Here is a 12679-nt window from a genome sequence, read left to right as displayed (position 1 = left end):
GCTTGAAGCTTGAGTTCAGCACTATAACTTCGGTTATGTGTACGGCGCTCCAGCCCTTCATAACCGTACAGCTTATAGCGACGTTGCCATTTCATCAATGTAGTATTGTTAATCTTATATTTCTTAGCAGCAGCTAGAGAACCAATCTCTCCACTAGAAACTTCTTCAATGATATTGAGTTTCTCTAGCGAATTATATTTTCCCCCGACCATGAAAAAGCTCCCCTTACAGTTACAGGTTTTATTTTTTAACCTGTCTACCGTAGGGGGAGCATATCAGCAGCAAACTGCTCCTTTTATGTTCAACTATCGTTTCCCGTTAGTTGAACGGTTAACTTTTGAATGGCATTAAAATAATGTTTTTAGCGGAACATGACGGTCATTACTTATTTGTCCGCAAAAATCCAGACTTATCCATGATGTTACGTGATAATCAGCGAAACGATATGATCCTGTGAGATGGGGAAATTGAAGTCCAAATCATGGCCATCTTTTCTTTGATAGAGACATCCATACGGAGTTTCAGGAAGGAATCTACAGAGGCTTCGTTGCTTCTCCATTCCCGCTGACGCTGGGGTGGCGACGGCTGTTTTATGTGAGAGTGCTCGGCAGGTGTCGATTACTGGAATGCGGCGGATGAGTATGTTATTGCTAGTCAAGCTAAATAATCAGGTATAAAGTTACGATCGTTCCAATATATTTCTGAAGTGTTTTATTTCAGCCTAGGAGGAACAACGTGGAATACTTTATCACAGTAGAACCGGGAGTACGGGTATTCGTACAGGATTTGAATCCGACGGGGAACAAGACGATCTTGTTTATTCACGGCTGGCCTTTAAGCCATAAACAGTTTGAATACCAATTCGATATTCTTCCGTCTCTGGGCGTCCGGTGCATAGGCATGGATTGGCGAGGTTTCGGGAACTCGGATAAGCCTTTCACCGGGTACAGCTTAGATAGATTAGCGGACGATATCCGCGTTGTAATCGAGACGTTGAAATTACAAAATATAACACTGGCGGGGCATTCCGCAGGCGGAGCGCTAGCGATCCGTTACCTGGCAAGACATCAAAGCTTCGGGGTAACCAAGCTTGTTCTAATCGACGCCCAATCTCCGGGTTCCGTACCGCAACAAGATGCTAATAGGTTCATTGCGGGAACGTTGTCCGACCGGCCCCAGATGCTTGCAGGATTAACAGATTCCTTTTTTTTCAAATATATTACCGGAACTTTCTCGAATTGGTTCTTTCAAATCGGATTGCAAGCAGCGGGCTGGTCGACTGCGGCCGTCATGGTTACGTTAAGAGACGAGAACGTGCGAAACGATCTTGGGAAAATAAACGTGCCGACACTAATTATTAACGGTGTCCATGACAAAGTCGTTCCGTTCCCCAATGCCCAGGAAACCAATAAGTTCATCCGCAATTCGTTCTTGGTCCCGTTTCAATATAGCGGTCATGTTCCTTTCCTGGACGAACGCGATAACTTTAACCAGACCTTGATGCATTTTATTGAATGATTGCACAAACAGCCGGATTTTTCGCTTATCTCGAAACTCTCAATAATTCTGACACGACACAGTGATTGATACGTGAAAGTTGAACTTCCCCGACTTGATGACATTGTTCGGCGACATTAGGCATATTTCCGAGATGGGTGCCAGACAAGAACATTGTCCGATTCATACAGATCGGGATTCAGTGCAACTATTGCCCTTTACCTTAGACAGGTTACCGAGATTATCGGCAGCCTGTTTGTTGAACTAATGTTTCCCGTTAGCTCAATGATTCTTAGGAATAACAAAGCTTTCCACAATCTCATTTAAACTCACTTGCTGATCATTTTCTAAGGTCAAGAGGTTATCGAAAAGACTTAACGCCTTCCCTCTTACAACCCTTTGATCATTGAGTATTAAGACAACATTATGTTGTTCCTTAACAGAGTAATTTACAAATTTGAGCCTCTCCTCCATGCTAAGAACTCACCTTCTTGTTTAGTATTTCGATAGCAGCTGCCGCTGGGTAAAAACTACTCCATTATGAGCTTTAACTAACGTTCACCGTTAGTTCAATCATCAAAATTACCAACGTACACGAAATTCACTTTGCTTTTATTCAACCGTTCTTTGTGATAATACATACTTACGAAAATAATCAACAAATGGGGCATAAAGACTTCGCACCTCTTAAAGTACGTTCTTAAACTCTTCTTTGATAACTTCCGCTTGTTTAATTTCCAATTCAATTGAGTATTCACTGTCTTCATAGTCATTGAGCATATAATAAAAATATTCACATTCATGTTTCACAGCTTGAGTTGCATCCGCAAATTCACCAGAATCTTTCAAAAAAGATGCCCATGATAGTTCCTTACGTTCATACCTTAAAATCAGACAGCCTAAATAGAAATCATTTAATGAATCTGGGAACGTTTCGAACGGCTCAGAAAATGCGTAGCTATTTACAATTTTCACTGCGTCCCCGATAAATTTTTTTGTTGTAAGTTCGATAATCCAGTACGGAGGTCTATCCATCTTTTCTATTACTTCATCACAAAATAAGAAATAGTGTTTGTACCAAATAAGGTTAGATTCAAGCATAATGCCTATTTTTCTTACGAACTGTTTGTTAAGTTCAAACTTCATAAGTCACCTCCTAAAACTCCAAATTGAACATATTCTTTGCTCAAGACTGTAATCCCTTTCGTACTATTCTATCCGTTGAGCTAATCTGCCCGTTAGCGCAATGAACAAACCTCAAAGCAATACCCTATCCTCAATCTATCCGCTACCGCCTTTTATTTCTTTATACCTTTCATCAGTCCATGGGAATTCCCTCAGTGGTATAATCTGATATCCATGCTCATGTAAAAGTTCCCTAGCTTCGGAAGTGAAATTGTATCCTACTGCGATTTTTCTATTTAAAGAATCTTGTCATACTTTTTTTAAGGCTTTTCTTATTGTGAAAAAAGGATTACCTCACCATCATCAAAAATAAAGCCATTGACCAACCCTTCATTATCGGTCAAAAGGTGTTTGTAACGAGGTGAGACCAACTTTTGTACCTGCCCGTTAGCTTAATGATTAATTGAACGCCGGGTCTCATAACAATTATGAACGACACCGACTCTACCGGTGTCGTTAGCGTCTCTGTGACTGTCTGTTCATAAAGTGCCGCTATCTACGAATCTACATGGAAGAAACCCATTCATACAAATAGCTGCATCTCCATAAAATGTGGTATCCGTTAATGCAGGAAGGAACTCAAAGCAGAACATCTATACTTTGAGATCGCAAACGTGATTTACTTACAATTTCTAATATTAATAATACGCCGAACGGCTGATCATCTCATTCTCACGAAACATCAGCTGGAATAGAATAAGAGGAGATGGTAAATTGAAATTTATTCGGATTAACAATGAACTTTGGGATATGTCTAAATATCTTCCGGGATTAGCGCTTCACACGCTTCGGAAAGAATTGCAGCAGGATTTCATTGGAACGCTACGTAAGGCAGCGGGTATTGGATATAAGCTTGTAGAACCTACAAACTACGGGGGACTAGCAGCCGATGAATTTGTGGAAACTTTAAAAAGTCTCGGTTTGGGAGTGGTTTCCACCCGTATCCTCCCGAATTTGGATGAGCTGGAATTTCAACTCGATTTCGCCAAGAAGATTGGCGCTAAGTATTTCTATACAATCTTCGTTGACAAGGAAAATTTCAAGGATAAAGCGTCGATTCAAGAGGTCATCAGAAGGCTGAAGATTATGGGAAAGGAGGCAAAACGGCGCGGAATTCAGCTTCTGTACCACCCCCGCGATAATGAATATGGAATAATTGGCGGGAAACGTATTGTGGACCGAATAATCGAAGGAGTCGGAACAGATTTGATGAAGCTGCTGATTGATATCTACTGGGCAAAAAAAGCTGGAGTGGATCCTTTGCAAACTCTGTATAAATATAGAGGACTCGTCCCGATTATACATGTAAAAGACATAGATAAAACCGGCGGTTTCACCGAGGTAGGAAGTGGCATTATTGATTGGCCTTCCATTTTTTGCGCGCTCAAAGATGTCGGGGTACACTATTATTTCGTGGAGCAGGATGATCATTCTCCTGATCATTTCGAATCCATAAAAACAAGCCTAGATTATTTAAGGTCAATCAATGTTGCTTGAATTTCAGCCACCACATAAATAAAAGGAGAAAGAGCTCTGGATCTCTTTCTTTATGCAGTGATCGATGAGACATCGAGCGAGCGTCTCATCGATTAGTGCCAAAATCATGATTAACGTTTTTCTGCGAAAACCGTACTAAAACTGCTGTCGATGCCCTCGATAAACAAAGGTACAGCGTAAACGATGTTCAATCCGGACAAGTCGCAGTTTAAATTCATATCCTCAATAATAAATAGGAATCGGCCATCCTTACGGCCCGTCCCGGCAACTATTTGATGAAAAGCGATTCCTTCATCCAGCGTTTGTGCCGCTGAGGCGGAAATGAAATCAAGGCCTATGGCACGCAATGATTCAAATATCATTAAATACTGAGCTGCAGATGCTGAAAAACCCGGGTTACGATTGCCGTAGCGAACTGGATCCGAATCTCGGATTTTACCGAACCCTGTGCGTACAAGCAGCAGATCTGAACCTGCGATCCGATTCGCAAATGGCTCGAGATCTTCTTTTGTAATCAGTTCATCATCCGATTTGGGAATGTCGAGGGTCTTCGTACGGGTGAAGATGAAATTATCAATGGGCAGCTCGCTGAGCTTTTTACCTTGCGGGTTGAAGTGCCACGGACCGTCAATGTGCGTGCCGTTATGATTAATGGTATTTATGAAAAATTGATTGTATAAATCGCCCTTGTTAATACTGAATTGTTGCCGGATCTCAACAGGAGGATTGTCTTTATACACCGGCGTATGTATGCTAAGTGGATAGGACAGAACCAATCGCTTCATATTTCGCTGCTCACCTCTTCCTAATATTTTGCCGTAACGCTGCTAATCATTCTTCGCTTCACCTAGGCAGCATGAATCATCTGTCAGGCTTTTGTACGGACCTATATTTATCATATTATATAAACCGTTTATTTGTGCTTCAAAGTTTCAATAGCACCTGCTCAATCATGTGTTATTCAACTATCGTACCCGTTAGCTTAAACCTACAGATTTTCGAAAACGTAGCTTAAGCACTTTTATTATTATTTTTATTTAAAAGCTTATCGCTTATTTGCCAAATTCCAATAAGAAGGAATAGCATATTTGCTGCCCACGTTAGACCAATCATTCCAAGATTCAAGGAGCTTTCCTCTGACAGCATAGTTCCTAATTCTTTATCTTGCGGAAATAATGTTAGTCCAAGTACTAATGCTCCAGTTTGAAAGATAGTGGAAAGGATTAACCATACAAAAGCTTTTGTCTTATGAATAATCGACATTCTTATTAAAACAAATGCGCTTAAAAGAAAAATGATCGTAATGCAAGTGATAAAAAGTGTCCATGTTCCCTCTTCCAATTCTAAGTGCATGAAGCCACCCCATCCATTTAGATTTTCATAACGACTCCCTCATAATTTCTTTTTACTGGTTTATAAACACAGACTCCTTAGAATTACTTATGGTTGAACTCCTTATTAAACTAAACTGCCCGTTAGTTCAACAATTGAGATGAACAGTATCATCCGTTAGCGCAACAAAGGCTGCCAATCATCCGCGGCAGCCTCGTGGTGTAATTATTGAACTATCGTTTCCCGTTAGTTCAACGTCCACCAGCCGATTCTAATCTTTCCAGTGCATGATTCCAGTTCAGGTTTTGGTTTGTCGTTTAGCATTGCAATGAGCTCGACAGAATGACCATCCGGGTCATCGAAGTAAATAGAAACCGCCGGCATAAAAGGGAAAACCATCAAATTCTCCGGAGAATCACCAAAGAAATTGGTACTTTCAATACCAAGCTCTTTTAAGTAATCACTTGCGTGTATGATATCCTCTACATCAACCCGAAATGCAAAATGCTGCCGCTGTACAAGTTGAATCAAAAAGCCCACTTATGGTCCGAAGGTAGGCACTCATCACAAAGTAATTTATCGTTGTAAATTGCCCCATTGTTTAATCCAATTAACGCATCACGCCTTTCTCTATCTGTTGTCCAACACCCACAATTCGCACATTTGCCGCAATTCATGATTTCAGGGTTTAGTATTCGAAATGAAGATTGGTTCCACTTTAGCAAAACCTTCTCGTCATCAGATTCTAAAGTTCGATTCTCACACAGCTTGTTTTGGATTTCAGGAGACAGTTCAATTTCGCTCTCATCAATTTCAACATAGTAGCTGATGCTGACTAAAACAGTTTTCTTCAAATTGCACCTCGCTGGTTTTTAGTTCTGTTCTCAGATATTCCTCAAGGGTTAAACTCTGCCCAATAGTTTTTTAAAAAAACGCAGTAGCTGCCACAACAATCTGCTCATTGTTAATTCAACTAAAGTTCTCCGTTAGCTTAGCGCTATAAGGTTATCTACGCGCTCTGATAATTCCAAAAATACTTTCCCCCAACCATTAGTTATCGAGATTTCTTGGAGAGGTCCCGTTGGAGCAAACATATTATGAACTTGTAAAAGTGCAGTTCTATCCTTGGATTCAAGGGTCACCGCAATGACTTCAATTTCAGCAATTAGCTCTTCAATATGCTCATATTTTGACCATAAAAGAATGGACGACATGGTGCATCATTTCCCCGTTGGGAATGGGACTATGTTCTTGTCACTAGTCGTGAATGGGATCAAGTTCTTGTCATCAACAAATGACAAGAACTTGAACCCATTAATAAAAAAAACCGCAATTTGCGCGGCTTTAATGGGACAATGTTCTTGACTTCCGACAGTTTTGTATTTGGTGTCATACACTATATTGCTCCATTTTTCGAGGATAAAAAAATAAGTCATTCCCTTCCCGTGCTAAAATGAAAAAATCTTGTTTTCGTTCAAAAATATGAGTGTATTCACAAAAGCCACGCTTCTTATACAGTAACACCATTCCAACCACAAGAACTAAAATCACACTTGCTAATATTGGTTCCCGCATACGATTCCCCCTTTGTCAACTAGACTATAATAGTTGGAAAATGTTGCATTAACCTGCCCGTTAGCGTAATGAAGGGCTAGGGCTACCATATGGCAGCCCTTTCGGTGTTCAACTATCGTTTCCCGTTAGCATAAGCATAATAGATGTAGGGTAGTGAAAAATGGTATCGACCTGACGGTTATACGATTATTTTCTTCTCACAGTTGAATGAATAATAGTTTAAATGAAGCAGATCCCAAATCAAATATTCGATGCCTGCTTGCGAAGAATCAATATGATTGTATAAATCTTTCCTTGATCATGCAAATTAAACAAATGGATAAAGGGGCATGAGACTTTAGGAGGCTAAATCAACATGGATACATTTAATGATATCGAAGACCGGAAAGACGGGGTTAATAAGGATGTTTATGGGGTTCTTAGGGAGGAGACGGAAGTTGATTCCGACGTTAATGAGGACCGCAATCGAGAACAGCAATTGGACGACTCTTTTCAGGATTGGTACCGCAATATCGGGTATTGGGTTCAGCAAAAAGATGATGTGACCCAGGTGCCGAAGTCGAACGTCTTTGATGATTTACCTGATATAGAAACCGAATAAATGTACGATGAATGTGAAAAAGGATGATGATTTTTGTGTTATGGGACCAAGTTCTTGTGATATGGAACTTGATCCCAAATTTCACTTGTGCTTATTTTTTATTTAGATTTCTTAAAACCATCGGCATCTTTTTTTCTTTCTTCGTTAACTTCTTCTCTGACTTGTAATTAGGATTCGCTGATTTAAACCTCGCCGCATCCATTCCATCTATTATGTTCATCTTAATACCTCCTTTGGTTACTGTTATTGTCTCCTTATTTAATTGCAAAATGGGTTCCAAATACTGTTGCGACAGCAATAAATGTTCTACTTTTGGGTATCATAAGCCCAAGGTGGTGTATTAGAATGTGGATAATAAAGACCGAACATAAAAGAGATGCAGACGGCGGAATTGCAGCGCTAGAACTCGAAACAGAAGATAAGCGTTTTGATGTAAATATTAGATGGGATGGCTGCGCTGAGATCCATGTATATTCAATTACGGAGGAAAATCGTGAAATAAATGACACCTTCCATACATGTGATTTAAAAGGAATTATCGATGTGTTGCAGTCACTCAACAGCGTATGCAAAGATTACTTTGGTGAAGGAAGCTATTGGGAGGACACTCATGATGTTGAATTTGTCTGAACTCGGAAATCTTCACGCCGATATCCAAGCCGTTCACGAGATTGTCCGAACACTAAAGGTTATAATCGATGGTAAAGAAATTGAAATTGATATCCTCAGAAATCAGAACGGCCATTATTTTTATGAGCTAAGCCATTACTATAAAGACGCGGACAAAACCGATCCTCACGATCCATCGGAAAATAGATATTCATCTGTTGAAGAAGCGGCACGAGGAGCACTCCGCTGCGCTACGATGTTTTATCGGAGTACGGATGAAGGTGGAGCTTGGGTGAGAAATAAGTCTTTCACTCAATAGAAAAATACGGCTGCTGAATATCACGAGACACCATAATAGGTGTCATATAACTAATCTGCCAGTTAGCTTAACGAAGGGCTACCATGCGGTAGCTCTTTCGGTGTTCAACTATCGTTCCTCGTTAGCGCAATCAAGCTCTTCATTCCTCCACTATGTATGAATACACCCATTATTACTCTAGGATCTCAATATCAACCATTCAGTTACATTTTCCTTTAGCTTACTCTCTTTGTACTTGTACCAACGTTTGCGATACCATGTTCTATTATTCCATCTTTAAATCTTCGAAACACTCCTCTTCCTTGCATGGCACCAAATAAAGCTTCTCTAATGTCTTCATCCTCTAGAGTCCCAACATTTTCGTGGTTTCTTCTGACTGGATGAAATCTTGGTGTTGACTCTCACGTTGCGTGATACTCTATAATCGGTGTTGAAGGAGGTCATAACAGTTGAGAGTAAAAGAAGTAGCAGATTTAGTCGGTATTAGCGTCCGTACGCTGCATCATTATGATGAAATTGGATTGTTAACACCCGCTCAGGTAACAGACGCCGGTTATCGCCTATACTCCGACACCAATCTCGAGATGCTGCAACAAATCCTGTTCTTTAGAGAAATTGGCCTCCCACTAAAAAGAATTAGTGAGATTATCAACGATCCGTCATTCAATCGACTGGAAGCGTTGGTATTGCATCGAAAGATGCTGCTCGATAAACGTGCCCGCCTCGATAAAATGACAGTGACGATTGATAAGACAATACGGTACACGAAAGGAGAGATTCAAATGTCAAACAAAGAGAAATTTAAAGGCTTTGATTTTAGACATAACCCGTACGAACAGGAAGCACGGGAACGTTGGGGGGATGAGGCCATCGACAAGGCTAACGCTTCAATTGGAAGCCTGTCTAAGGAAGAACAAGCAGGAATTACTGAAGAAATGGTTGCGATTTTCGTAAAAATTGCGGCCGTTCGGAACTGCGCCCCTGAATCAGAAGAAGCTCAAGCGGCAATTGGTGAATGGTATCAATTTTTGAATAGCAAGGGCCACTACTACTCGCTCGAAGCCTTCAAAGGATTAGGGCAACTGTATGTGGAGGATGGACGGTTCACTAAAAACATCGACCAGTTTGGTGACGGTCTGACAGCATTCATGCGCGAAGCGATGGCAATATACGCTGATAATTCTAAATAATCTATTACAGTAACCTGCCCGTTAGCTTAATAAAAAGAGCAGTCCACCATAGCACCTGCTCATCCATGTGTTATTCAACTATCGTTTTCCGTTAGTTGAATCCACTTTTATTTTCAAATGACTCTTAAGAACATCCTGTTTTATCAATAAAGTCCATACGAGTCCTCGTCAAATATGCTCCCTGAGCAACAATGCTATTCCGTCCACTGCACATGGCGCTGTTGCGTAAATCTTCCATCAGCTTAACCCCTTAGGCAGATGTGCCTTCGATTTCGTTATATCCTCTTCAATGAATTTCGTCGGGAATGAGATCATGTTCATGTCACCCGACAACTGATGCCGAATTGTTCTTGACTCGCTTGAAGTTGACGAGAATAAGCCGTCCAATGGCGACTATGCCCCACCCATAAAAACAGAAGCCGCCCTCAAAGGTTGTTATCAAACTTCCTTTGAGGGCGGCTTTTGGCCATCTACCTACGTTACATCTCTAAGAGTTACAGCATTCCAACACGAACGGATTGCACCACTGACGCTCTCACTGCTTAACTCGAAGATTCCGTGTAGATGGGCCTTCAACATATAAACAAATGTGCCGTAATGCATCTGCACCATCATTTTCGGATTCATCGGGATAAACAGCTTCTCCTGAATGGCTTCTTGATATAACTCGTTCATTGGCCCACACCATCCGCCGGTATAGGCTTCTTGCTTTACCTCTTCGTAAATGTACGGCGAGAACGAATACTGCTCAATAAATTGAAAGCCCTGAGGATATTGTTTCCCCAATTCGATAACCCGATTCCAACCTAATTCAAATTTTTCACGAGTCGTTGTGCCCTTCAGCAAGCCTCCTCGCACATACTCTCCGTTAAACGTAACAATGGCTTTGTACAATTCGTTAACGATATCTTCTTTACTTTTGAAATAATGATAAATATTCCCTGTCGATACACCAGACTCCTTGGCGATAAGCGCCATTGAAGTAGCCTGTAATTCCTTTCGGAAGATGATATTAAGTGTTGTTTCAAGGACAGCCTGCTGCACCTTGTTATAGTTCTCAAACATTAGGTTATCCCGCTCCCACCATAAGATCGAATGATCATTCTAATCTAACATACACCTCATACAATCCGTAGTCAAGATTGTCAGATCGACCTGGCGCTATGACGAAGTGTTTCATAATGGGCTTACATATAATTCTTAAAGATCGTCTCCAAATATTCTTCAATGGACACAGAATTTCTAAGCGCCATCAGATCATTGCCTGCTGTTCCGATGACAGTGCGAAATTTATTGCTCTCTCCAGTCGCCAAAGCGGCTATGGCATCTACGATAATCTGAGGATCATCCAATGTAGAGCTGGATTCCGCATGATTCATTAAATTCTGCACTTTCGTCATCAGATTATCGTAATCACGTATGTTATCATCTCGGTTCCAAGTGATACTGTTCTTGAAATTATTTCCTGTAGAACCTCCCTGCTCGATCAATCTAAGTTCGATATTCAACGGCTTCAGCTCGTAATAAAGACCTTCCGTCAGTCCTTCCAAAGCAAATTTCGACATATTATAGAGAGATCCGAGCGGCACCGCTGTCGTGATTCCCATGAAAGAGCTAATATTGATGAACATGCCTCCGCCATTGGCTCTGAAATGTGGTATAAATTTACGAATGACATTGATCGGTCCTCGCGTATTAACGGCGAATTGCCAGTCGATCGCTTCCTCATGGGCTAATTCCAACGGACCGTAAGTCCCCATACCTGCATTATTGATGACGACGTCGATCTTACCGAACGCGGCAATGGCTTGATCTACCGATGTTTGAACTTCTTGCACATTGGTTACGTCCAGTTTAAAAATTTTGATATTATCGTAACCGGTAAACTCCGTTTCTTTGTCTGGTGTACGCATGGTTGCAGCTACGTTCCAGCCCATTTCAGCAAACCGAATCGCCGTAAGTTTTCCCAAGCCTGAACTGGTTCCCGTAATAAAAACTGTTTTACTCATATTAATACCTCCAAATTATATATTGAACGTTCATTCTATACCGATTAAAGGTTTAGATCGAATGTTCATTCTATTATGAAACAGAATTCGTATTCTGTCAAATACTTCAGTCGCAAGCCTTTTTCTCTGATAGCGACTACCTGCTTGGTCACAGTATCAATGTATATCCCTATTGACCCAATTAATTCGTCTTGAGTAGTCTTGAAGGTAACCTTATAGATGTTATTTGATGTCTTTATAGAGTCCTTCTCAACCATAATTGGTACTTCTTCAAAAATCGATTTTTCTACTGAGGCTTCCTTCCTGACACCGAATACAGTTTTCTTTGCGGTGTCACTTACTTGTCTCCAAGCAATATTTCTTAACTCGCTAAATGTGTGATCTTCTTTATTCTTTTCGGTGTGTGTACTTGTTTTATCGAGGTGTTTTGAATCGTATCATTAGCTGGAGTTATAGTATCAACTTGGGTAGAATATCCACATTCACTTAAAATAAATACAATTGTTAAACACTAACACTGAAAAGCTTTATTTTTTCAGTTTGATTTTCCTCCTTTTTTAATTTCTTCTCTTTTCTTCTCTAATGTTAAAACGTCGATACTATGCACTTTGTTTCATAATTGCAAACTGATTATGTTGCATTATTCTGCCCGTTAGAATTCCTGTAAAACGAATAAATTGGAGTTTGAACAAAAACGAGCGCCTTTGTACGATGGGGTTACGCACGAGGTCAATTGCCTCAAAAAACCCATCAGGAGGTCGCTCTACTATGAAGTTTAAGGCACAAGACAAGCAAAATCAACTCATTGAAAACATTACCGTTCATCACCTTGTCATCGGCGTAGATACGGCGTAGATATCGCCCA

The 12679-nt window shown here is 40.6% G+C and carries 17 protein-coding genes; 6 read left to right on the top strand and 11 right to left on the bottom strand.

Annotation, left to right across the window (positions count from 1 at the left end):
• On the bottom strand, positions 1–212 hold a 212-nt coding region (locus AC1DLI_RS33740; protein WP_477610008.1), incomplete at its 3' end, for a helix-turn-helix domain-containing protein.
• 523 nt (positions 213–735) lie between these two features.
• Here AC1DLI_RS33740 and AC1DLI_RS33735 point away from each other — a divergent pair.
• Positions 736–1518, top strand: a complete 783-nt coding sequence (locus tag AC1DLI_RS33735; protein ID WP_477610006.1) for an alpha/beta fold hydrolase — start codon at positions 736–738, stop codon at positions 1516–1518.
• 666 nt (positions 1519–2184) lie between these two features.
• On the opposite strand, the gene AC1DLI_RS33730 is transcribed toward AC1DLI_RS33735, so the two are convergent.
• Positions 2185–2643 (bottom strand): hypothetical protein, encoded by a 459-nt coding sequence (locus AC1DLI_RS33730; protein WP_477610004.1) that lies wholly within the window; start codon positions 2641–2643, stop codon positions 2185–2187.
• A 753-nt stretch (positions 2644–3396) separates the two neighbouring features.
• Here AC1DLI_RS33730 and AC1DLI_RS33725 point away from each other — a divergent pair.
• Positions 3397–4179: a sugar phosphate isomerase/epimerase family protein gene (locus AC1DLI_RS33725; RefSeq protein ID WP_477610002.1), complete on the top strand. Its 783-nt coding sequence runs from the start codon at positions 3397–3399 to the stop codon at positions 4177–4179.
• A gap of 110 nt (positions 4180–4289) precedes the next feature.
• Here the strand turns inward: AC1DLI_RS33725 and AC1DLI_RS33720 are convergent, their stop codons facing one another.
• The 6 genes from AC1DLI_RS33720 to AC1DLI_RS33695 all read right to left on the bottom strand — a co-directional run bounded on the left by AC1DLI_RS33720 (position 4290) and on the right by AC1DLI_RS33695 (position 7086).
• Positions 4290–4964 (bottom strand): cyclase family protein, encoded by a 675-nt coding sequence (locus AC1DLI_RS33720; protein ID WP_477610000.1) that lies wholly within the window; start codon positions 4962–4964, stop codon positions 4290–4292.
• Between the two features lie 226 nt (positions 4965–5190).
• On the bottom strand, positions 5191–5532 hold the full coding sequence (locus tag AC1DLI_RS33715) for a hypothetical protein (protein ID WP_477609998.1): 342 nt from the start codon (positions 5530–5532) through the stop codon (positions 5191–5193).
• Between the two features lie 225 nt (positions 5533–5757).
• Positions 5758–6042, bottom strand: coding sequence for a VOC family protein (locus AC1DLI_RS33710; protein WP_477609996.1), 285 nt, complete (start codon positions 6040–6042; stop codon positions 5758–5760).
• Positions 6039–6365, bottom strand: coding sequence for a hypothetical protein (locus AC1DLI_RS33705; RefSeq protein ID WP_477609994.1), 327 nt, complete (start codon positions 6363–6365; stop codon positions 6039–6041). Before AC1DLI_RS33705 ends, AC1DLI_RS33710 begins: the two co-directional genes overlap by 4 nt.
• Before the next feature lie 132 nt (positions 6366–6497).
• Positions 6498–6725 carry a hypothetical protein gene (locus AC1DLI_RS33700; protein WP_477609992.1) on the bottom strand — a complete coding sequence of 76 codons (228 nt, stop codon included), beginning with the start codon at positions 6723–6725 and terminating at the stop codon, positions 6498–6500.
• A 175-nt stretch (positions 6726–6900) separates the two neighbouring features.
• Positions 6901–7086: a hypothetical protein gene (locus tag AC1DLI_RS33695; RefSeq protein ID WP_477609990.1), complete on the bottom strand. Its 186-nt coding sequence runs from the start codon at positions 7084–7086 to the stop codon at positions 6901–6903.
• A gap of 355 nt (positions 7087–7441) precedes the next feature.
• Here AC1DLI_RS33695 and AC1DLI_RS33690 point away from each other — a divergent pair, with 355 nt between their 5' ends.
• Positions 7442–7687, top strand: coding sequence for a hypothetical protein (locus AC1DLI_RS33690; RefSeq protein WP_477609988.1), 246 nt, complete (start codon positions 7442–7444; stop codon positions 7685–7687).
• 91 nt (positions 7688–7778) lie between these two features.
• Here the strand turns inward: AC1DLI_RS33690 and AC1DLI_RS33685 are convergent, their stop codons facing one another.
• Positions 7779–7907, bottom strand: a complete 129-nt coding sequence (locus tag AC1DLI_RS33685; RefSeq protein ID WP_477609986.1) for a hypothetical protein — start codon at positions 7905–7907, stop codon at positions 7779–7781.
• A gap of 125 nt (positions 7908–8032) precedes the next feature.
• Between AC1DLI_RS33685 and AC1DLI_RS33680 the strand changes: the two genes are divergently transcribed.
• From AC1DLI_RS33680 to AC1DLI_RS33670, 3 genes are all read left to right on the top strand, one after another.
• Positions 8033–8317: a hypothetical protein gene (locus AC1DLI_RS33680; RefSeq protein WP_477609984.1), complete on the top strand. Its 285-nt coding sequence runs from the start codon at positions 8033–8035 to the stop codon at positions 8315–8317.
• Positions 8298–8615, top strand: a complete 318-nt coding sequence (locus AC1DLI_RS33675; protein ID WP_477609982.1) for a hypothetical protein — start codon at positions 8298–8300, stop codon at positions 8613–8615. The genes AC1DLI_RS33680 and AC1DLI_RS33675 overlap by 20 nt, the downstream gene beginning before the upstream one ends.
• 449 nt (positions 8616–9064) lie before the next feature.
• Positions 9065–9805 (top strand): MerR family transcriptional regulator, encoded by a 741-nt coding sequence (locus tag AC1DLI_RS33670; RefSeq protein ID WP_477609980.1) that lies wholly within the window; start codon positions 9065–9067, stop codon positions 9803–9805.
• Positions 9806–10279: 474 nt separating this feature from the next.
• On the opposite strand, the gene AC1DLI_RS33665 is transcribed toward AC1DLI_RS33670, so the two are convergent.
• Positions 10280–10870 (bottom strand): TetR/AcrR family transcriptional regulator, encoded by a 591-nt coding sequence (locus AC1DLI_RS33665; RefSeq protein ID WP_477609978.1) that lies wholly within the window; start codon positions 10868–10870, stop codon positions 10280–10282.
• A gap of 122 nt (positions 10871–10992) precedes the next feature.
• Positions 10993–11814 (bottom strand): SDR family oxidoreductase, encoded by an 822-nt coding sequence (locus tag AC1DLI_RS33660; RefSeq protein ID WP_477609976.1) that lies wholly within the window; start codon positions 11812–11814, stop codon positions 10993–10995.
• Between the last annotated feature and the right edge of the window lie 865 nt (positions 11815–12679).

Source organism: Paenibacillus sp. 01T443 (genome assembly GCF_056398325.1).
This window is presented reverse-complemented; position numbering and strand designations above follow the sequence as displayed.